The 20,536-nt window shown below is 63.6% G+C and carries 19 protein-coding genes; 5 read left to right on the top strand and 14 right to left on the bottom strand.

Going from position 1 to position 20,536, the window contains the following annotated elements; genetic code table 11:
• Nucleotides 1-55: 55 nt before the first annotated feature.
• Together C6A86_RS23650 and C6A86_RS23655 are read right to left on the bottom strand one after the other, a co-directional pair.
• Nucleotides 56-898: a hypothetical protein gene (locus C6A86_RS23650; protein WP_142406861.1), complete on the bottom strand. Its 843-nt coding sequence runs from the start codon at nucleotides 896-898 to the stop codon at nucleotides 56-58.
• Nucleotides 899-1,049: 151 nt separating this feature from the next.
• Nucleotides 1,050-1,439 (bottom strand): hypothetical protein, encoded by a 390-nt coding sequence (locus C6A86_RS23655; protein WP_142406860.1) that lies wholly within the window; start codon nucleotides 1,437-1,439, stop codon nucleotides 1,050-1,052.
• A gap of 299 nt (nucleotides 1,440-1,738) precedes the next feature.
• Between C6A86_RS23655 and C6A86_RS23660 the strand changes: the two genes are divergently transcribed.
• Nucleotides 1,739-2,053: a hypothetical protein gene (locus C6A86_RS23660; protein WP_142406859.1), complete on the top strand. Its 315-nt coding sequence runs from the start codon at nucleotides 1,739-1,741 to the stop codon at nucleotides 2,051-2,053.
• A gap of 259 nt (nucleotides 2,054-2,312) precedes the next feature.
• On the opposite strand, the gene C6A86_RS23665 is transcribed toward C6A86_RS23660, so the two are convergent.
• The 4 genes from C6A86_RS23665 to C6A86_RS23680 form a co-directional block, all read right to left on the bottom strand.
• Nucleotides 2,313-3,500, bottom strand: coding sequence for a DUF5130 family protein (locus tag C6A86_RS23665; RefSeq protein WP_311100894.1), 1,188 nt, complete (start codon nucleotides 3,498-3,500; stop codon nucleotides 2,313-2,315).
• Between the two features lie 90 nt (nucleotides 3,501-3,590).
• A complete protein-coding gene (locus tag C6A86_RS23670; RefSeq protein WP_158263224.1) occupies nucleotides 3,591-5,828 on the bottom strand; it encodes a type IV secretory system conjugative DNA transfer family protein in 2,238 nt (745 codons plus the stop codon).
• Between the two features lie 570 nt (nucleotides 5,829-6,398).
• Nucleotides 6,399-7,052: a hypothetical protein gene (locus C6A86_RS23675; protein WP_142406849.1), complete on the bottom strand. Its 654-nt coding sequence runs from the start codon at nucleotides 7,050-7,052 to the stop codon at nucleotides 6,399-6,401.
• Between the two features lie 127 nt (nucleotides 7,053-7,179).
• Nucleotides 7,180-8,499 (bottom strand): hypothetical protein, encoded by a 1,320-nt coding sequence (locus C6A86_RS23680; protein WP_311100895.1) that lies wholly within the window; start codon nucleotides 8,497-8,499, stop codon nucleotides 7,180-7,182.
• A 283-nt stretch (nucleotides 8,500-8,782) separates the two neighbouring features.
• On the opposite strand from C6A86_RS23680, the gene C6A86_RS23685 reads away from it, so the two are divergent.
• Complete coding sequence (locus tag C6A86_RS23685) at nucleotides 8,783-9,529, top strand: hypothetical protein (protein ID WP_142406952.1); 747 nt, start codon at nucleotides 8,783-8,785, stop codon at nucleotides 9,527-9,529.
• Nucleotides 9,530-9,662: 133 nt separating this feature from the next.
• Here C6A86_RS23685 and C6A86_RS23690 read toward each other — a convergent pair whose 3' ends face one another.
• Nucleotides 9,663-10,412 (bottom strand): CHAP domain-containing protein, encoded by a 750-nt coding sequence (locus tag C6A86_RS23690; RefSeq protein WP_158263255.1) that lies wholly within the window; start codon nucleotides 10,410-10,412, stop codon nucleotides 9,663-9,665.
• 365 nt (nucleotides 10,413-10,777) lie between these two features.
• Between C6A86_RS23690 and C6A86_RS23695 the strand changes: the two genes are divergently transcribed.
• Nucleotides 10,778-11,137, top strand: a complete 360-nt coding sequence (locus C6A86_RS23695) for a hypothetical protein (protein ID WP_142406951.1) — start codon at nucleotides 10,778-10,780, stop codon at nucleotides 11,135-11,137.
• Between the two features lie 41 nt (nucleotides 11,138-11,178).
• Nucleotides 11,179-11,517 (top strand): LuxR C-terminal-related transcriptional regulator, encoded by a 339-nt coding sequence (locus tag C6A86_RS23700; protein WP_142406950.1) that lies wholly within the window; start codon nucleotides 11,179-11,181, stop codon nucleotides 11,515-11,517.
• Here the strand turns inward: C6A86_RS23700 and C6A86_RS23705 are convergent.
• Complete coding sequence (locus C6A86_RS23705) at nucleotides 11,451-12,023, bottom strand: GNAT family N-acetyltransferase (protein ID WP_105362879.1); 573 nt, start codon at nucleotides 12,021-12,023, stop codon at nucleotides 11,451-11,453. The two genes, C6A86_RS23700 and C6A86_RS23705, sit on opposite strands and share 67 nt — an antisense overlap.
• A complete protein-coding gene (locus C6A86_RS23710) occupies nucleotides 12,020-12,454 on the bottom strand; it encodes a hypothetical protein (protein WP_105362878.1) in 435 nt (144 codons plus the stop codon). Before C6A86_RS23710 ends, C6A86_RS23705 begins: the two co-directional genes overlap by 4 nt.
• Before the next feature lie 42 nt (nucleotides 12,455-12,496).
• Between C6A86_RS23710 and C6A86_RS23715 the strand changes: the two genes are divergently transcribed.
• On the top strand, nucleotides 12,497-12,937 hold the full coding sequence (locus tag C6A86_RS23715; protein ID WP_105362877.1) for a cupin domain-containing protein: 441 nt from the start codon (nucleotides 12,497-12,499) through the stop codon (nucleotides 12,935-12,937).
• A 38-nt stretch (nucleotides 12,938-12,975) separates the two neighbouring features.
• Here the strand turns inward: C6A86_RS23715 and C6A86_RS23720 are convergent, their stop codons facing one another.
• The 5 genes from C6A86_RS23720 to C6A86_RS23740 form a co-directional block, all read right to left on the bottom strand.
• A complete protein-coding gene (locus C6A86_RS23720) occupies nucleotides 12,976-15,939 on the bottom strand; it encodes an Ig-like domain-containing protein (RefSeq protein WP_142406949.1) in 2,964 nt (987 codons plus the stop codon).
• Nucleotides 15,940-16,592: 653 nt separating this feature from the next.
• Entirely contained in the window at nucleotides 16,593-17,360 is a 768-nt protein-coding gene (locus C6A86_RS23725; RefSeq protein WP_105362874.1) for a VOC family protein, read from the bottom strand.
• 115 nt (nucleotides 17,361-17,475) lie between these two features.
• The gene (locus tag C6A86_RS23730) at nucleotides 17,476-17,907 is read right to left on the bottom strand and encodes an SRPBCC family protein (RefSeq protein WP_105362873.1); all 432 of its coding nucleotides are present in this window, start codon (nucleotides 17,905-17,907) and stop codon (nucleotides 17,476-17,478) included.
• A 2-nt stretch (nucleotides 17,908-17,909) separates the two neighbouring features.
• Nucleotides 17,910-18,161: an antitoxin gene (locus C6A86_RS23735; protein ID WP_105362872.1), complete on the bottom strand. Its 252-nt coding sequence runs from the start codon at nucleotides 18,159-18,161 to the stop codon at nucleotides 17,910-17,912.
• A 10-nt stretch (nucleotides 18,162-18,171) separates the two neighbouring features.
• Nucleotides 18,172-20,535, bottom strand: coding sequence for a cation-translocating P-type ATPase (locus C6A86_RS23740; protein WP_199196148.1), 2,364 nt, complete (start codon nucleotides 20,533-20,535; stop codon nucleotides 18,172-18,174).
• Between the last annotated feature and the right edge of the window lies 1 nt (nucleotide 20,536).

The raw sequence follows: 20,536 nt of genomic DNA on the forward strand, positions 1-20,536 counted from the left end.
CCATCCGAACGCACCGTGCGACAGCTGTCTATAGGACGGACGGCCGACAGACATCTCATGAACCCGCTCCTAATCGGGCCGCACGCCGGAGCGCCCACTTCGAAATGAACCAGGCGATCATCCAGAACACCAGTACGTACCCCACTAGTACTGCAACCGGCGCCGTCGATACGAGCGATTCGCATCCGACGCCCACTCCGGTACTCACCGTCACGAACTGCAGGCTCCCGAGTGCCAGGCCGCACAACATCATGAACAGGCCCGGAGCCAGTCCAGATAGCCCACCCGCGACGGCAACGGTCAGCACCACCACCACGATCGTGGCGGGCGAGACGCCGATACCGATGGGCCCCGAGATGAGCAATATGACCTCGAGTGCCCCGAACAACGCGAGGCCCGACGGCACATTGCGCAGGCCTCGCAGTGGCGACACCACAAGCCCACCGACCATCGACATGATCCAGAACACCGCCAGAATCAATACAGCGACGATGCGGACCGCCGAAGCCGAGCCTGCGTCGCATCCGGTAGCCGCGAACAGTCTGGTGACGGCGGGCACGGCCGCTGCAAGGCCGAGCACACTGTAGAAAAGTGCGATCCCTAGTTGTCCCGGCCAGCTTCGGCGCAGCACAATCCCGGCGCCGGCCAGAATGCCGATGAATGCACCGGCAGCGAACGAACCGTCACGGTTGCCCCCTGCGGCTGACAGCTCCGTCAGGGCCAGTACAGCAACGAGTCCTTCCAGGAATGCCGAGAAACTGCCGCCGAACATTGTCGAGCTGACGCGTCTCCCCTGGTCGTCGAATATCTCGCCCACACCGACGCGACGACCGAGCATGAAGTAGTAGCTCATCATCAGCACGGCCAGAACCGCGATCAGTCCCGCCGCACTCTGCACGCACGTCTCCATTCCCCCGATCGCCGTGCACCGGCGTCACCCACCGGGCTCGGCAGCCGGAGCCACGGTTGCGGTTCACGCTAGTCGGGGTCCGTGATCCGTGCTGCTCAACGTGGGCAAACGTTGTCCACTCGAATGCGCCCCACCTGGACTAAAGCGCAGCAAGTTTGTTCGCCAGGCTTCGTTTCTTGAGGAACACGCGGTCTGCAGAGCCGATGACCCCACCTTTTGTCTGCCAGGAGGACATCCAGATTTCCGCCCGGGTGCCTCCACTCACGAGGGCTGAAAGATCTACCGAGATCGTCGGATTCTTCAACACCGCCGAACCGACTCCGGGACCACGCGACTGGTAGTTAATGATTCCCCGCCCGTTCACGGGTCGCCAGGTGATCGACCCGAAATGGTCTCGGACAATCTCGGCGACCCGTTCCGGAGGCAGGTCGACGTCGACATCCACTTGCCGCTTTGCTTGCGCCCCGAGCCAGACCGCAACCAACCACAGAACCGCAACCAAAACCAATGCAACGATCAGAATCTCCACGACTCTCCTCCAGAATTCCGTTGCAGCCCAATGTAAAAGCATCGAGTGCGAGCCGGTATCGGACAGGTGGCCGACACTGTGCAGATGGAATGCAGGACGCGATGTACCGCATAACTTCTCGTCCTTCTCACGGCCATTTACCAGAAGCAATGGCCGCTACGGAAAGGCGGTAACGTACTTCGCATCGCTTTGGATCACCGACCGTGACCCGCCAACCCAGAGGACAAAAAGTTCTGATCTCGCCCCAACCGCCTGCTGACACGTCTCACAGGAGAGGTGTACCTACAGGAAGGAAGAGAGTGGAGCAGGACAAGAGAATAGCGTTCGCGGTGGCCCAACTCAAAGGGCGTCTTCATACGGCTGCGGGTGACAAGCGTTGCGGCTGTGGTCAATGCGGGCACTGGGTAGCCCAGGCCGCGCACAGCGCGGGTATCTCACGGCTCACGCTGGGGGCCAACATGCCGCTGGCCGCCAAACTGCAGCCACACCGCCGGCGGACACGCCGTCCGATGGTCAGTCGGATCTGCGAAAACAGCACCATCCGCGCCCGCGGGTCCGACGAGCCGGCAGCGGGTATCGCACTGCTACTCAGCCGTCTGCACGACGACTACTGAGTCGCGACGGGTGGGCCGGGAAACCGGCCCACCCGGTCCGTGTAGGCCAAGCGGCCGATGTCGCCGGTCCGCAAAGACCGGCACCCTGATGGTTACCCAATAACGAAAGGCAATACCGTGATCAAACTCCTTCGTCACCTCCGCGCTACCTGTCCCCGCTGCAACGGCACCGGCGGTGTCAGCGATTTCGGGAACTGGGTGAACTGCTCGGCCTGTCGTGGTACCGGCCAGAAGTAATTCCAAATACCACAGTGCCCGCCTAGCAGATGCTGGGCGGGCATTCATACGTGAAACGACCGAGTTGTCCTTCCTGTAGGCGGCAATCAAGCATCCCGATAGTCGGCTCCCCTTCCGGGCGGGAATACACCATCCCGCAAGGCGCGTACGGCGCTACACACCCCGCCAATGATATCTTGGTTCGTTGCTGAAACTCGTGATCGCCGCTGTAACAGCTAGAGGGGATGCATCTTCTATTCCAAGTCCTTTTCAGCTTGCAGCCGTAGACGAGTTCTACCGATACCTGGTCCGGAGACACTGCCAGCAGCACAGCGTTGTCTCCCCCGGGAATGAGACGAAGTAGCTCCCGGGCGGTTTCAGCGGTGTCGGCACCCAGATCACCGATGTGCACAGCGATGCGCGCCGACACCACCCTGGATACTGAATTCATCACGCCGCTAAGAGTTCCCAGGTTCTTCGCGTGGAATGGATAGCGGACAGACAGTCTCTCTGAAAAGCCTCCTAAAAGGCGGCGCGACTGATGATGTCGAGCAGGAACGTCCGATGATGCCCCAGTTGCTCGCCACTTTCCGCTCGCGCCGCCGCCCACGGTGACTGAGCCGCTCCGCTCCTCCAGACGTGCCCCGCATACCCACAGGATCGGATCGCGCTCCCACTTGTCGTTGAGCACATAGGCACGTCGGGTCGCAGAAGGGCGCGCGGTCGGACCACCAGCAGAGACAAGAACCGGCCGCACCGTCAGTGTCGGTGGAACGGAGCGTGCTCGCGCCTTCCTGGCGATCGCTTTGCGGACGGCTTCTTCGGAAACTCGCGGTGCGCTGGGGGGCGGCGTCCGCCGTAGCGACCGCACCAGGTCATTCAAGGCATTATCACCTCCATCGAGCCAGTCGATCCACTGCAAGGAACCAAGGTAGTAGCCAAGCTTCTCCGGGGCGACTGCCTCCAATTTCAGCCAGCGAATGGGGATATCAGCCTTGTCGGCAATGTCGATCTCGCGTTTCACATGTTTGCTCAGGTCTGCTGCCGCATCGAAGAGCACAACCAGCGCTTCACTGGTTCGAATCGCGGTGTAGATCTCATGGTCCCATTCGGAGCCCGGCGGGATATCGCGCGGCGCATACCAGGCATCCACCCCGCGTTGCGCCAAATAGGCGGCCATGCGTTGAACCGCTGCGCTCCGGCCATTGTGATAGATGAGAAAAACTGTCACACATCGCTCCTCGCCGAAACCTGCTTTCGGGCACTGTACTAGCCCACGGCCCGGTCGGGAATTCCAGATGTCAGCGGATCCGGAATGACCTCAATCCCCGTGTTCCGGATCAGAAACCGCGCTCTGTACCAAGCCCTTGCGTTTCTCCAACCATTCGTCGAGAAATGAACCGCTTGACCCCGGCCGGGGCGCTGGCTTCTGCGGCGGGCCGCCGCCGCTGCCGGGCTCAGGTGCCTTCGGACGTGCGAGCGCGGTGAGGTTCGACACCCCGCGGCCGGCAGCCACAGTGGCCACCCGGTACGGGTCGACGATGTCTAAATAGGTGCGGCGCATCACTTCTGCAATGTGATCATCCAGATCCCGGCCGGCCCTGGCGTAGCCGCGTTCATTGTGGTCGATCACCAGGGTGTGCGGAAACGCTGGCCCAGCAGCCGCCGACCGAAGCGTAACGGCGGTCAGGTCGGGCAGCGTGACCAGTGTCGATGTGTCGACCATGTCACCGAACCGTTGCCGAATCTCGTTGGCATCGCTGACCGCGCTCCGAAAAGCGATGGTGGTAGCCACGTTTCCCTTCACCGCTGGGCCGAGATCAATGTCGAGCTGCGCCATGTGCTGGTGGGCCAGCACTACAGACAGTCCGAACTTGCGCCCTTCTGCGAGCATGTTCGTCAATGCCCCGGAAATCAGGGTGTGCGCCTCATCGACGATCACCGTGAACGGTCTAGCCCGGTGTTCACGCTCCAATGCACCGTGCCAGATCCTGCCGAGGTACAGATATCCCAGCAAGCGGCTCGCCTGCTCCCCCAACTCGGATTTGGACAGATCCAGCAGGATGATTTTTCCCTCGTCCATTGCCTTGGCGAAATCGATGGCGTTCGTCCCTGACCCCAAGATGGCGCGCATCGCGACAGTGCTGGAAATAGAATCGAACTTGCTGTTCACCCAAGCCAACACCTGACCATGCTCATTGGACGAGCGTTCCATCTTGTGGACCTTCCACCAGCGGCGCAGCCGGGCGTCTGCGGAACCGCTGATGACCGATTCCATAAACTCGTCATCGCCGGTGGTTTCGGGCACGTCGAGCAGCGAAGCGCGGGGGCCATGGGCCTCTGCCAACGTGCGTAGGGTCATCGCCACACGCTCGGAGAACCGCGGACCGACGATACCGGTCTCCGCTTTGTCGAACAGGTACTGAAACATCGCGCACAACTCGGAAATCGCGATATCACGGCGCGCAACATCCGTCTCGGCCAGCGGATTGATCGGTACCGGATTCTCGGTGTCTCCGCATCGGATCAGCCACACCCGATCACTCGCACTGTCCGGCATCTCAGCCAGTACACGCTCACACAACTGTCCGTGCGGATCAGCGATCAACATGCCGCCGTCGCCCTCGGCAACCTGCCGTGCGATACCTGCCAAAGCTGAGGACTTGCCGGTACCCGTCTGGCCGAGCACATGGATGTGCCGCAGTCGTTCGTTCTTCGACAGCTCTATCGGCGTCCGGCGTCCGGACGAGGTGAGCGCGTGGCCGATACACAATCCAGAACCGACGCTGCCTCGTGACGGTGAAACCGGGATCGGCGCGGCGGCAGCGGTGTAGGAACCTGGGAGTGGCTCGCTGCCGGCAACAGGTATGTCGAGGAAGTTCACCAGCTGATCCTGGCTGACCCGCAACCACGGGGCGTCGTCGCCGACGCTCCCCAACCGCAGCCCGGGATGACGTCTGCGGATTGATGATCTCAACCGTATGGACGGTTCCTCTCCCCGGGTGACAACCGACATCCGTACATCCCAGATCCTTCTGTCATGGTGTGTACCCGGCCGTATCCGGATACTGACTCCAGTGCCGGGATGAGCGGCGAACGTTTCCATCAACTGGGTCGTCGATCTTTCGGCGGTACCGCACCAGGCGACCGCAGTCGGCTCAGTCACCGCCGCCTCGGCAACGAACCCGAGACTGTTGGCGCGCAGTTCGGTGACCACCGGCCAGACCACCGCATCGAGCGACGGCTCGACGACTACGCTGGCGGATTCCGCGACCGGTTCCAGTACCGCCGCGAACTCCGCCAACACAGACGCTGTGGCGGAGCCAGCATCGGCGCACAGGGTGACAGCAACCATGCCATCCTCGCCTGTGCAAAGGCTGAGTTCCATTTCTGCACCGTCGATTTCGGCAATGATGCCGGAGAGTACCATCGGTAGCTCGGAGCGCAGGTGCGTCGCCGCAGCATGCGAGTTCGGGCGTAAACCCATGAGCTCCAGACCTGCTACGGAGGTGCGTTCGTGCGGGTGGTTCACGAAGTTGTTCGTCGTCGTACCTTTCATTGCGGTGTCCGTGATCGCTCCACTAGACCGCACCGGCATGGCCGCTCATTGCCGCCATGCAATACGGCCTGCCCTGCCCGCAACGCGCTCGCTCGGGGGCAGGAACTCACCGGTTTCTAGCCCCGCTGCGCGTCGCCGCAGCTGGATCGCCGTTTCGGCTGTGAGGTCAGGTGCCAGCCATGGCAATGGACGCACCGATATCCGCGCACCACAGTCCAACTGGCACAACGCTCTTCGAGAGGGCTTGCGCTAGCATCGATTGCGCGGCCTCGATGGCGAGCCGCACGTCTTTTCGTTCGCCCAGGCGTTGCTTCCCGCTGTGAGCGCAGACCGGCCACACGTGGGCCGGTCGGCTTCGACGCCCACTCCGCGCGGATCGGCTGCTCGATGAAATGGTCATCCAACGACTCCTTGTCGGTTGTTTTCGAGATGCATCCATTTCACCTCAACAGAAAACGAACCGATTCTGTCGAGGCAATCGCCCCAACGGGCTGACTCCGCGAGAGGGTCTGCCGGTCTACGAGAGAATCGCTGAGACACCGCATGATCGGTGCGAATCCAGCAGCGGCATCAACGCTTGTCGAGATCCTGGCCGGTGATATCCGCAAAGGCACTTCCGAATGCGAGACCGGTCTTGTCCGGGTCGGTGCCGTCGAACACAACAGGAGTCGCGTATGGGTACAGGGTCGGCCATTCGCCTGCCACGACGATGTCCTTACCCGGCACGAGGAGAAACAGCTTGTCGATACCCGCGTCTCTCAGTTCCTGTCGAGCCATACCCTCGCTCGACGGCAGGTCGTGAAACTTGCCGTCAGACAACAGCACCAACGACTGGACACACTGAGAGCGGGGAAGCTCACGAATCGCGGTCAACAGTGCATTCAACGAGGTCCCATCGGTCGGGCCCGGCGTCGCCAACGGTGCGGGACTGTTTGCGATCGCAGTAGGAGGCATTGCTACCTCGGTCTGACCGCTGAACGCGAGCACCGACAGCTCGTCGTCACCACGCAAGTTCGTGGGAGCCCACTCCACAAGCTGAGCGAGAGCCTGTGACCGCGGTCCGATGAACTCGTACATTGATCCTGACTCATCGCTCGCGATGAAAACCCGGACGCAACCCACATTTCGATCACCAGAAAGATAGGTGTCGTTCAGAGATTTCGGGTCGCGACGATCCAGCATCCACCAGATCAACGCAGCAAGGAGCAGCACAACCAGAGCCAACGCTGCGAGTCGGCTCCAGGAGACTCTGCGACGGCCTCCGAGCGGTTGGATCGCTCCCGCGGGCCGAAGGCTGTGCACCACGCGTCAGTCCTCGGGAATCTCTGTGGTAAGCAATGAGAATGCCGGCCTAACCATTGGGAGCTGACGCCGAAACTGCACTGTCGATTGCACTGACAAACCCATGTGGCGGCTGCACCCGCTGGGAACTGCCTGCCGGTGGTACCGAGTTCTCTACCCTCGACATGTCGTGCGGGGCCTTGATGTCTTGTGCCAGATCTTTTCTGGCATCGCGACGCTCCTGCTCTGGGTCGTCGGGGGGGCGTACCGCTTCGAGTCGGGCAATTGCCAGCCGAATCAACCGGTGTGGAAGAAACACGTGCGAATTTGACTCGTCCAGTTGTTCGTCGGGTGCTCCAGAGTTCCGCGCCACCTTGATAAGGCGTTGACCATCACCGGACACAACTTCACCGTCTAGTTCGAACGCGTAGTCGGCCGATCTCAGTTTGCTCGCCGGACGCCCGGACGCACCCCGGTTCAACAGGATGCCAACGGTCGCACTGAGCAGTTCCTGATCGGCATCATTCTTGAGTTTCTCTACCAGCGCTTTTGCCGTGAACCATTTCTTCTGCCAGCGGGTCAAGGCTGCGGATTCTCGAAGCAAGAGCAACCAATCGACAGCACGCGTGTATCGAGCCTTCCACCTGCGGCCGATGCTGGTGCTTTCAGCTGGGTCGAACATGAACGCCCGCGTCAGTGCGTCCACGAGAATGAACACCGCAAACACAATCGCCATGATGGTGCCGGGCGGATGTTCCACCGCACCGAAGTTTGCCTCTTCCTCTGCCTGATAGCGCCACTCCACCAGTCTGATCGTCGTAAAGCAGGCCGCTGCCAGTAGCAGGGTCGACGACGTCACGAAAACCATCGCGCTACGTCGAGACTCCCCAGCTCGCAAATAGTGCACCGCCCCGGCAAAGAACCTGGCGCTCATGATGCCGACCACCGGGACCAATAGCGCCAGTATCGCCGTGAACGCCTGCACTATGAACGGCGAGTCATCCTGCAATGACCTACCGAAGATGTCGAAGTAGAAGGCGAACTCTGCCACCAGCAGAACCAGTTCGCCGAAGATGACCGTTATCGGCCTGACTTTGGGAGTCGAACGGTCGATTTCGTCTTCTGCTCGTCGCTGTGCACGGCTGATCTCGGCTTGCTCGTTCGCCAGTAGAGACCGAACCATGGACCCGGACTTGAAACGGTCGACGCGAGCATTGGCTATGCGATAGCGGCGTTCCGCGTCTTCGACCCGATGTACTGCTCGGGTGAGCTTACGGCGACTCTGCGAGTCAATGCGTTGGGCTGCTCCGAGTTGCAACGCAAGTGCCGCGCGTTCCAGATCGTGGGCGCCATTCTCGGAACTGCTGGGGATACCCGACAGCTTGGACATCATCTCCGTTGTCGTGGCGTCGTCGCCCAATATCGGACGCCGACTCTCGAGCCATCGCGGCAGCCATCGACTCAGCACAACCCCCACCATCCTCCGCTTGACACGGCACATCCAGCAACGACAAGCACACCGCTCCGCAACGTATCATCGGCACGCTTGCGCGTCCGCGCAAGTCAAAATCCGACCTCGTCAGCCGAACGACGTACAAAGCGTGCTCGCATCAGTTCTTCCCACTAGGCTGTCGCCGCTAGTTACTTATCCTTCCGGGAAAGGACTCGGCCGAATGCGTCGACTCGCCGTTTTGTTCGCATCAACACTGGCAACGATCGGCATGGTCGCGTGCAGTTCCGGCAGCGACGAATCCGAGCCTGCGGCCGAGGCCGATATCTGCGCCGCTGCAAGTGAACAAGCGGCCAATCCTGACGCGGTAAGGGTGGTGGTCGTCGTCGATCGAACAGAATCCGCTCGCACCGACGTCGCGGTGCCGTCGTCACTCACCGATATTCTCACGGCCGCACAGGATAAAGGCGTCGAGGCCAAGACAGGTGCACTCTTGCAGACACTGGGAGTGAGCGGGGAATCGGTCTTTCCCACCATCAGCCCCCCACATAATCTGGACCTGCGGCCCGGCGATACCAGCACCAATGCCGATAATCTGCGGGCCAAATTGTTGGCGGATTGCCTCACCACCTTCATTGATTCTGAGGTGACCGAACCGAAGGGCGAAGGCACAGATCTGATAGGGGCACTGCTTGCGGCCCAACAACAGAAGCCCGAGCAGATATTGGTCATCTCCAGCGGGATGAACAGCACGCCCTTGGCGAATCTCACCGCGCCCCCCACAGATCCGACGAGTGCCGCTTCATCCGTCAAGGCGGAAGCTCCTGATTTCGGTACCTGGTCGCTACCGGTGACCTGGTTCAACCTGGGCGAGCCAGAGCCTCCGTTAAGTGCCGCCGACCGAGATCGGGTGATCGCGTTCTGGAAGGCGCTTCTCGGCGATCACCTGAACATCGACACGCGTGAGTGAGTTCACCCAATCTTCAACAGAGCGCAGCTGTCCATCGCTGAACTGTGATGACCGCTCTATCTGGCTTCTGGCGGCCAGATCGTTCTGAGTGCAGGCCGCAGCTACGCGGGCAGCCAGCCGTATCCGGCAACCGTCATGGCACCAGGATGTAACTCATCCCCGGCACGTCGGTCACCGTGCGCGTCGTGAAGCGGTTGAACCCCACCGTCCGGTAGCCGTTGGCAGCGGTGGCACCGCGGCCATAGTTTATCTCGGTGATGGTGACGTTCCTGCCGTTGACGGCGTCCACCCAGGCGACATGGCCCACGCCGCCGACCAGCGACCGTTCGAACACCACGATCGAGCGCGGCTGCGCATCGGCGACCACCTTCCAGCCTGCCGCCCGCGCCTGATCGTCCCACTGCTCGGCGTTACCTTTCAGCGCCGAGATGTAGTAGCCGGCGTTGGCTCGTACCTTCTCCTGTGCGCCCCAGGTGCAGTACCCTGCGAAGGCGTGCAGCGGATTGGACTGCATTGTCCCGCCTTTCGGACGTCCGTTGGCCGGCGCCGACTGCACAGCGGGTGCCGGTTGGGGCGCCGCACCACAATCGCGCACCACGGCGTTCAGGGTTCCGGTCTCGATGTCGACATCGGCGACAAAATGCCCATCCGACGTCTTGTACCAGAGATTGTCCCAACCGCCGGGAAGGTGCGGGCTGAAGTATCCCTTCACCGCCTGCCCACGCGCCGAGCACACCAGCGTCAGCCGGGTTCCCACGCCATACCAACCGGACTGCGTGGATTGCAGGGTGGGCGCGGACATCCGCTGGGTCTGCGCCTTCACTGTGGCGCTCGCATCGGCGTACGCCACGGCCGGCATTGCCAGCGCGGCGAGACCGGCCACCGCAGTTGCGAGAATACCGTGCCGAATAGATGCCGCGAACTTGTCAAGCTTGTTGGCGTTCACTGGTTCTGATTCCCACTTCCGGGTCGGTGAGGCGCCTCGCATGGCGCCTGCGCAAACCAGCATGGGGCCACTCGGATACGCGGCATTGCGTGCAGAAAATGGGGATCGCCTCCCCGCCCAGCGATGTACGCCGAACGTCCTAATGTCGAAAAACTCTGGTGGAGTGCGTAATACGCGACGTCCAACAGGCGATGAAACTCATGCCTCACACATCAGAGAACCAGGAGCGACAAACCTTGCCACACATCCAAAAGCTGCCCGCCGCTACCGCGACTACGTTCGGACGTTCGAGGGTTCGATCCGTGACGACGCGGATTTGGAAGAACCTATTGGCGTTCCTCGTCGCGTCCATGCTGGGCCTCGGCGCAGCCCCTCCAGCGATGGCCTCGAATGCCACCATTACCGTCAGTTTCGCTGACTGGCGCTGCAATGCCACCGGTGGCGGTTCTGTTGTTGCCGTCCAGATGGGCTCTCAGTACGGGTCCGTTCCAAAGTCGAACGGCCGCACCATCAAGATCCGCGCGAAGTTGCGCGCATCCAACAATCTGACCGGTGTCATCTGGTGCAAACGCCCCTGGTATCGCGGCGGGATGACCACACCGGTCTACAACATCAACCAAGGACTGTGGGTCGACCGCAACGGTCAGCACTTCAACGTCTGAACTCGCACACCTTCGGTGCCGACCAAAGAAGCGAACGGGACATGGACCCGAACAGCTTACCCAAACTCGCCGACCGTGAGCGCGACATACTGATCGCGTGGCTCGCTGGGACTAGTGACTCGACCGCGAAGAAACTGCAGATCTCCGCAGTCACGCTGCGAACGCACCTCATACGGATCATGAGAAAGTACGAGGCGGCAGGTCGTCCTGCGAAGACCAGGGCTGAACTGTTCCAACGTGCTGTTGAGGACGGGCTGATCGACGGCACCATCGCAGACGACGTGGCGGCCAACGATCCCGACTGTCCTGGCCCTCACCGCACTAGCCGGAATGCCAGATTGTTGCGCACCGCGGGCCACTCGATGTCCAGGATCGAATAGACCACGGTGTCCCGGCGCGACCCGTCGGCCAGCAGCTGGTGGCTGCGCAGCACGCCGTCGAGTTTGGCGCCCAGGCGCTCGATCGCGGCCCGGCTGGTCGCGTTGAAGAAATGGGTGCGGAACTCGACGGCCACGCAGTCGAGCACCTCGAAGGCGTGTGTCAGCAGCAGCAGCTTGGCCTCGGTGTTCACCCCGGTCCGCCGCGCGGTGGTGGCATACCAGGTGGCACCGATCTCCAGGCGACGGTTGGGTCCGTCGATGTTCAGGTAGCTCGTCGACCCGATCACGGTGCCGTCGAGGCTGCGCACCACGAAGGTGAACCCGTGCGGATCGGCCAGTCTGGTCTGCACCCAGGCGGCCGCGGTATCCGGTGTCGGCACATTGGTGAACCACAGGTCGCCGGTGTCCGAGGCGGCCGCCGCGATCTCCGCGGCGTGCCCGGCCTGCAGCGGTTCCAGCGTCACCCAGCGCCGCCCGGCCAGTACCACCGGTTCCACGAAGCTCATCGATGCGCCCCGGTGTGCGCCCAGGCGACCACCATCGCCAACACGGACAGCACGATCGCGAGCACCGTCATCGCCGCGGCCAGGTACATGCCGTATCCGGGTGCCACCGGCGCCTGCACATAGAGCCGGAAGTACCAGCCGATCAGCGCCGCCACGATCATCGAAAGCGCCAGTGCCGCAGATGATGCCAGTCGCGCCGACAACTGCCGGGCGGCCATTGCGGCGGCCACGATCAGCACCGCCGCCAGCAGCACGATCAACTGCCCGACCCCGAAGCCCGGCGGCGGCACCCCGATGGCCCCGACCTTGCCGCCGATCGCGTTGGCCCGGCCACCGCCGTCCGCGGTCGTGGTGAGCCACGGCAGCCAGGCACTCACCGCCAGGACCAGCGCGCACAACGCAACCAGCCAGCCGGGACGCAATCGAGCCATGCGCCTCAGGTTATCGGGTCGCCCTGCGTACCCTGGGTCCCCATGACGGAACTACCCGATTGGGCCCGCCGGCTCGACCTGTCCCCGCACCCCGAAGGAGGCTGGTACCGCGAAACCTGGCGCAGTGAGCTGACGTTCCCCCAGTCGGTGCTGCCGTCGGACTACACCGGGCCGCGGAGCGCCGGAACGGCGATCCTGTTCCTGCTGATGCCCGGCCAGCAGTCGGCCTGGCACACCGTGCGCAGCGCCGAGCTGTGGCTGCACCACCGGGGCAGCCCGCTGCTGCTGGAGGTCGGCCGCGAGCAGGACTCGGCGCACACCGTGCTGCTCGGACCGGATATCGCCGCCGGCGAGCAGCCGCAGTCGGTGGTGCCGCCCGGGCACTGGCAGCGCGCGATGCCGCGCGATCAGGAGCCCACCCTGGTCAGTTGTGTGGTGGTGCCGGGCTTCGATTTCGCCGACTTCGCGCTGAGCGCCGGTTAGCCTCGATCTCAAACACCACTGCACCACACTCTATGGAGTTACATCGTGTTGGACGGCGGCGCCGCGACAGTTATCACGCTCTGCATCAAGTAGACCTGCAAATTGTCCTGGACAAGAGTTGTCAGAACGACGGTGCCGTCCGCGTTCATTTGCGGTGCCCCCAGAGGCATTCCAACAACCGACGTGGTGACGGGGGCGGCTGACCCGGGGCGCAACACTGCAACAAAGCTCTGCCACGAGTCAGCGCCGCTCCCCGACGCCGAGGAAGTTAGAGCTGCGACGGTGCCGTCTGTACCGACCTGCGCTAGACCCCAAGGCAATCCGTAGGGAAGAGTGAGGGTGTCAAAAGTGTCAGCACCAGGGCGCAACACGGTGACCTGAATGTTGTTCTCTTCGCCTGAATCGATGACGGTGATCAGCGTAACGACACCGCCGCCATCCACCCGTGCCGGGCCGAAGTAGTAGTTTCCAAGAGGAAAACCTAAGAAGATCGAGGACCATCCCACGGTGGTGGTGCTGACCGGTGTTTCGGCGCCGGGGCGTAGCACGGTCACCGTGAGATGGTTCGGGTCGCCGTCGCTGTCCGTAGGGAGACTGGTGGTCAACGCGACGGTGCCATCTGCGCCCACCTGCGTACCCCAGAATGGTTGTCCGGTAACTGTCGTCGCTGTCGGGACGGCGAGCCCGGGCCGCCAAATCGTCACCGTCGTTTGATACGGGTCACCGGAGCTACCGGAACCGGCCGAGGTCGTGAGCACGAGGGAGCCATCGCCAGCCAGCACCCGACTACCTGCCGGGCCAGCGACCGTGGTGACGTCGGGAAGGGCAGCGCCGGGACGCAGCAGAGTAACCGTGGTCAGAATAGTGCCACCGGCAATCTCAGAGGGCGTGGCGGTAATGAGCGCAACCGTGCCGTCTGCCCATACCCACCACGACTCATCGTCGTCGTCGTAAACCTCAGTGGACAAGTATCCGGTGACGGTCGTTGTTTCGGCCGCGGCGGCGTCGGGTCGAAACACTGCGACTGCGTTCTGGAAGGGGTCGGCGGCGGTACCCGATCCAGTGACGGCGGTACGGACCGCGACGGTGCCGTCCGTCCCGATGCGCACGTTGTACTCCGGGGAAAGGGTGCTTGTGATACTGCCGATGATGGGGGTGGTGGCGCCAGAGGACAGCCTGGTGACAGTCACTTCGTATGATTCGACCGAGCTAGACGAACGGGTATGGGTAACGAAAGTGACAGCGCCGTCGGCGCTTACGAATGCTGGGCGTACCGATCGCCCGGTTGCAGTCATGGTGAGCGGGGTGGTGACGCCGGGGCGCAGTACCGTCACCGTCATCGCATACGGGTTCACGGCGTTGCCTGTATAGATAAACGTTGTCTGTGCCACAGTGCCATCGGCGCCGATCTGGGCGGCGTCATTTGCGTTGCCGGCAATGGTCGTGGTGATGGGGGTGATGGCGCCGGGACGTAACACGATCACCGTGGTCTCGTATTGGTCGGCGGTGCCGCTCACGAGTGTGGAGTTCGTGAACGCAACGGTGCCGTCGCTACCCACGGATCGGTAGTAGTTCAACACGTCTGCCGGAAGAGCTGCGCTGACGGTTCTGGTGATGGAGACGTCGGTGGGATCGATATCGACGTGCACATCAATGGTTTGGGTACCGCCGCGCCCGTCGGTAACCACGACACTGAACGTATCGGTTCCCTGGTCAGGATGCGTGTATGCGTTGAGCCTATCGGCCACTTCCGGGGTGTAAGCGTAAGCGCCGGTTGAGGTTACGGTGACCGTCCCGCCCCGCTCGGTCGTGGATGTCCACGTCGTCGCGCTGGGATTGGAAGAGCTGTAGTAGCGCAGGACGTCACCGTCGGGGTCCGTCCAGCCGATGGTGCTGACAACCGTCCCATCGCTGTGATCGACGGTCCGGGTTGGCGGGACGGCCGGCGGCACGGGGAGTTGGTTTTCGGGGTTCACTGCGACGCCAATTACCTGCACTGACGCCCAAGCCACCACTGCGTGGGTCGCACCGACGGCGTGGATATGGGGACCAGCGGTGGCGTCGCTGACGATCACGGCGAATGAATCCGTGCCGGTGTAGTCATCGCCATAGTCAAAGGGGGTGCCGTTATCGTTCGGGGTGTAGGTCCAGGTCCCGGTCGACTGGTCCACGGTGACGGTTCCGTGCGCGGGTGCGCCGGCGCCGCTCGCAGGGACGGTGTAGGTCAGGGCGTCACCGTCGGGATCGGAAGCGCCGAAGGTGCCGTGGACTTGACCGTTGCCGAGATCCTGACCGGTCTGTACCGGGGCCGCAATGGGTGTGTGGTTGGCATAGGCCTGATCGAACTGACGACGCAACAGCTCCAACGCTCCCCACAGGGACGGATTATCAAGCGGCGCCCCGGGACCAATCAGCGGCGCGAGTGCGGAAGCGACGGCATGCAGAACCCCACTGATCAGCGTGCCCGGCAGCGCCCGCAGCGTATCGATGAAGCTTGGCGCTGCGACGGTTGGGCCGGCCTGAGTGGGCGCATGGAGAGCAGCAGCGATGTTGGTCCGCTGCACATTCGGTTCGCCGGCCGCTGATGAGACCAGCTGTACCGTGGACTCGTGGTCAGCGACTCGATCTGGAGTGTCGTTCGGCACCACACCACCGCGGGCCTCATTCGTAGGCACCAGCCCACCCGTAGTGTTTTTCATCGGGAACGAATCGGATCTATCCGGTGCCGATGGCACTTCCTTCTCGGCAGCAGGCCCCGTCGGCGCGACGACCGGAACCGGCTGCGCCGGAGTCTCGGCCACATCGGGTATGACGTCCTCGGTGTCGACCTCAACAGGGCCCACAGGGACGTCGATATCAACACCGTCGCCCGGATCACCTTCCGTATGTGAAACGACAGGCTCGAACTCGGAGCTTTGACCTTCTCGGGCGGTAGCCGATGGCGCAGTCAGCGCACGTTTCACTCCGTCGCCGTCATCCACATCGTCATCCGGGTTGGACACAGCGGTGCCAGCCGACGACGTAGGCCTCGCCTGTGCTCCGCGGCGCTCTACAGAATTCGAAGGATGTGAGTTCGAGCTCGACACCGTCGACGTCGAACTCGGTTTGTCAGCTGCACCATGTGAAGGGGCTGCAGTACGGGACTCAATAGAGGCGCCACTTTTTTCGTTACCGGATGAAGTTCCCGATGCGGAGTCGTCAGCATGGGCAACGCCTGTGCTGCTCGCCAGCGCGACGCCGAGCGTGATGGCTCCGGTCCCTAGCCATCGATACGGCTCTCGTTGGCTTTGTGATCGGTGGCCGCCGCGACCCTTGGAAGCTGTAGCTTTGGCGTGCCGACCCGAACGATGCTTACCCGGCACACTCGCTCCTGTATTTTGGATGCTCAGCGCTGTAGATACGCCCGCTGAAATCTACCAACTGATTTGCGCGCACGTCCGTATCTTCCGTGCTTCTAGCGGCGCCTTCATCCGAACGGTGTACACGATCGCGGCGTCAAAGCCATTTTTCGGCCACTGACGGGACCAGAGACAAACAGAGTCGAGCATCACGACGACGACCAGCAGACGCACGCCACCATTCGAGGACTCCTGCTCGACCGACTGTCCACGGGTGAACGGATCGGATCCATTGAGTTTGCTTGCAGTGGGACTGGTTAGGGCTGCAACGAGGAAAGGCTGAAACCGGCGCCGGTCGGGTCGGCCACCGAGGCCAGCCGCCCGTACGGGGTGTCCTCGGCGGGCCGGGTGATGCTGCCGCCGTTGTCGACGATGAGTTGCTGGGCTTTGTCGACGTCCTCGGCGCCCAGGAAGAAGAACCAGTTGGACGGTTCGTCGGCGGCCATGAACGCGCCGCCGTCCATCACGCCGATGCGCTGTTCGCCGTCGAACACCACGGTGCTGTAACGGAACTCGTCGGAGTCCGCCTCGACCTGGGCCTGCCAGCCGAACACCGCGCGGTAGAAGTCCAGGGTTTCGGCGAAGTCCCGGGTGGTCAGCTGGTGCCAGACCGGTGCGCCCGCCACCCCGGTGGCCTCGAAGCCGAGATGCTCTGTGGGCTGCCATAATCCGATCATGCCGCCGGTCGGGTCGCAGACCATCGCCATCCGACCCTTGGCCGGGATGTCCATTGCTCCCCCACAGCTGAAGCCGCCGGCGGCGGTGATCGCCTCGATGGTGGCATCGGCGTCCGCGGTGTGCAGGTAGGTGTTCCAGCGGTCCGGCATGTTCCACTGCGGGTCATTCGGCATCAGCCCGGCCACCTGGACGCCGTCGACGAAGGCGCTGACGTAGCCGCCGTACTCAGGCCCGGCGGACTCGAAGGTCCAGCCGAAGACCGCACCGTAGAACTGTTGTGCGCGCCCGATTTCGGAGGTGGACAGGTCGATCCAGCAGGGGGCGCCCAGAGGGTGTGAGGTTGTCATGCCGGTACCGACTCGGGTGCCCGCGAAAACTCATCGCGGGCCGTGCCCAAAATCCGCGGAATGGTGGCAATCGCGTACTCGATAACAACCATTCCGCACAATCCTGCAGAAGCGACTACGAGTAAACCCGCTTGAACTGGTCCAGCGACTGCCGGATGTCACTCTTGAGCGCGCCCGCGACCACCATGCCGATCGGGCCGAACAGCGCGGGCCCGCCGAGGTGGATGTCCAGCTGCACCGAGGCACTTTCGGCGACCGGCTTGACCCGTGCGATCAGCTTGATCTTGACCCCGCCGACTCCGTTGCCGTTGAGCGTCATCGACTCCGGCGGCTTGTAGTTGACGATGGTCCACTTCACCCGGTTGAGCATGCCCTTGACCTCGACGATGGACTCGATCTCGGTGCCCTTGCCCAGCGTCTCGGGCAGCTCGGAGCGCCACATCTTGTGGATGCTCAGCCATTCCTTGAACCGGGCCAGATCCGAGGCGGCCTGCCAGGCCTGCTCCGGCGGCAGGGGAACGTCGACGGAGACGGAAAGCTTCGCCACCGTCAGGAGGCCGGAGGGGCCGTCGGCGGTTCGTTGGCCGGCGGCACCTGGCCGGACTGCTGGGTGGGCGGTACCGGCGGGGTGCCGGCCTGGTCGCGGGCGGCCTTCTTGGCGGCCTCCTGCACCTTGTCCACATGCTGGGCGTACTTGCCCTGCGTCTTCTTGTCGACCAGGTCACCCGCCTTGTCGATCGCGGTATCGACCTTGTCGGCGTTCTTGGCCACCAGGCCCTTCACCTTGTCCAGGAAACTCATGACGCCAACCCTAGCGCCACAGCGTGCGGGGTTCACCCGACAATCGGCCCTCCACCCACCAGGCCACCTCGATGATCACCGCGGCGACGGCGCCGATGGCGAGCCCCATCGAGGTCAGCGCGACATTGGTCGGGTCCAGCAGGAACGTCCGCTGAGCCAGCGGTATCGAGAAGATCACCACATAGGCCAGTGCGGACACCGCGACCAGCGCGATGCGCCACCACTCGTAGGGGCGGGCCACCACGGCCAGCACCCACACCGAACCGACCAGCAGGGTGATCAGCGCCGTGGTGGAGGCCTGCGTCTGCTCGACCTCGGAGGCGCCCCGGCCCTGATAGGCCAGCAGGTAGGAGATGAAGGTGCTCAGCCCGACCACGACGCCCGCGGGCAGCGCCGAGGTCATCACCCGGCGCACGAAGCCGGGACGCGCCCGTTCGGAATTCGGCGCCAGCGACAGGATGAACGCCGGGATGCCGATGGTGAACCAGGCCGCGATGGTGACGTGGATCGGCTGGAACGGATACGGCAGCGGATCCGACCCGAACAGCTTGGCCGACAGGCCGCCGATGCCGACGAGTGCAGCCAGCAGCACCGAGTAGACCGTCTTGGTGAGGAACAGGTTGGAGACCCGCTCGATATTGCCGATCACCCGGCGGCCCTCCCCCACCACATGGGGCAGTGTCGCGAACTTGTTGTCCAGCAACACGATCTGGGCCACCGCGCGGGATGCCGAACTGCCCGATCCCATCGCCACGCCGATATCGGCGTCCTTGAGGGCCAGCACGTCGTTGACGCCGTCACCGGTCATCGCCACCGTGTGCCCCCGGGACTGCAGGGCGTGCACCATGGCCCGCTTCTGGTCCGGGCGCACCCGGCCGAAGGTGGTGTACTGCTCGACGGCGGCGGCCAGCTCATCGGAGTTCTCGGGCAGCTGACGGGCGTCGAGCGTCTCCCCGTGCAGGCCGAGCGTCCCGGCCACCGCACCCACCGATTTGGCGTTGTCCCCGGAGATCACCTTGACCGTGACCTGCTGGGAGGCAAAGTAATCCAGGGTGTCGCGGGCATCCGGGCGCACCCGCTGTTCCAGGATGACGAGCGCGGCCGGGGTGACGGCCCCCGGGGCGTCCGGGGCGTCCACCGAGTGCTCACACGACCCCAGCAGCAGTACCCGCAGACCCTGCGCACCGATCCGCTCGGCCTCCTGCGCCTCGGGCGAGGCCGGGTCGAGCAGCACATCGGGAGCGCCGATCACCCAGTTGCCGTGCTCGCCGTAGGACGTGCCGCTCCACTTGGTGGCCGACTTGAACGGCGCCGCCGCGGTGGCCGTCCAACCGGGCGCGGTGCCGTAGGCCTCGGCGATGGCCGCCATGCTGGCGTTCGGGCGCGCGTCATCGGCGGCCAGTTGGGCCAGCACCTGGGCCGCATCACCGCCACCGACAGCCTTCACGTCGGACAGCCGCATACCGTTCTCGGTCAGCGTGCCGGTCTTGTCGGCGCACACCACATCGACGCGGGCCAGGCCCTCGATGGCGGGCAGTTCCTGCACCAGGCATTGGCGCTGCCCGAGTCGCACCACGCCGACGGCGAACGCGATGGAGGTCATCAGCACCAGGCCCTCGGGCACCATCGGCACCAGTGCGCCGACCATCCGGAGCACCGATTCCCGCCAGCCCGCGTCGGTGGTGAACAGCTGGGTGTAGATGATCAGCGCACCGGCGGGCCAGAGCAGATAGGTGATGAACTGCAGGATCTTGTTGATGCCGCTGCGCAGTTCCGATTTCACCAAGGTGAACTTGCTGGCCTCCTCGGCGAGCTGGGCGGCGTAGGCCTCCCGCCCGACCTTGGTGGCCCGGTAGGCGCCGGAGCCGGCGACAACGAAGCTGCCCGACATCACCTTGTCGCCGGGGTCCTTGGCCATCGGGTCGGCCTCACCGGTCAGCAGCGACTCGTCGACCTCAAGGTTGTTCTCCTCCAGCACTTCCCCGTCGACGGTGATCTGGTCTCCCGGACCCACCTCGATGATGTCGCCGAGGACGACTTCGCTGGGCGCGAGCGCGCGGGTTCCGGACTGCCTGCGCACCACCGGTTTGGCCTGCCCGACGATGGCAAGCTTGTCCAGGGTCTGCTTGGCGCGCAGTTCCTGGATGATGCCGATGGCGCTGTTGGCGACGATCAGCAGCCCGAACAGCCCGTTGATCAGCGACCCGGTGGCCACCACGATGGCGAACAGCACGCCGAGGATCGCGTTGATGCGGGTGAAGACGTTGGCGCGCACGATCTCCGAGACGCTGCGTGCCGCCCGGGTCGGCACGTCGTTGGTCTGGCCGTCGGCCACCCGCTGGGCGACCTCGGCATCGGACAGGCCTGACATCATG

The organism is Mycobacterium sp. ITM-2016-00316 (genome assembly GCF_002968335.2).
Taxonomy (GTDB): Bacteria; Actinomycetota; Actinomycetes; order Mycobacteriales; family Mycobacteriaceae; genus Mycobacterium.

Bases quoted from the DNA above. Each gene is read 5' to 3' on its own strand.
- C6A86_RS23740 (WP_199196148.1), bottom strand. From the start codon at position 20,535: ATGATGTCAGGCCTGTCCGATGCCGAGGTCGCCCAGCGGGTGGCCGAC.
- C6A86_RS23670 (WP_158263224.1), bottom strand. From the start codon at position 5,828: ATGAAAGGTACGACGACGAACAACTTCGTGAACCACCCGCACGAACGC.
- C6A86_RS23680 (WP_311100895.1), bottom strand. From the start codon at position 8,499: ATGTCCAAGCTGTCGGGTATCCCCAGCAGTTCCGAGAATGGCGCCCAC.
- C6A86_RS23725 (WP_105362874.1), bottom strand. From the start codon at position 17,360: ATGACAACCTCACACCCTCTGGGCGCCCCCTGCTGGATCGACCTGTCC.
- C6A86_RS23700 (WP_142406950.1), top strand. From the start codon at position 11,179: ATGGACCCGAACAGCTTACCCAAACTCGCCGACCGTGAGCGCGACATA.
- C6A86_RS23735 (WP_105362872.1), bottom strand. From the start codon at position 18,161: ATGAGTTTCCTGGACAAGGTGAAGGGCCTGGTGGCCAAGAACGCCGAC.
- C6A86_RS23710 (WP_105362878.1), bottom strand. From the start codon at position 12,454: ATGGCTCGATTGCGTCCCGGCTGGCTGGTTGCGTTGTGCGCGCTGGTC.
- C6A86_RS23685 (WP_142406952.1), top strand. From the start codon at position 8,783: ATGCGTCGACTCGCCGTTTTGTTCGCATCAACACTGGCAACGATCGGC.
- C6A86_RS23715 (WP_105362877.1), top strand. From the start codon at position 12,497: ATGACGGAACTACCCGATTGGGCCCGCCGGCTCGACCTGTCCCCGCAC.
- C6A86_RS23705 (WP_105362879.1), bottom strand. From the start codon at position 12,023: ATGAGCTTCGTGGAACCGGTGGTACTGGCCGGGCGGCGCTGGGTGACG.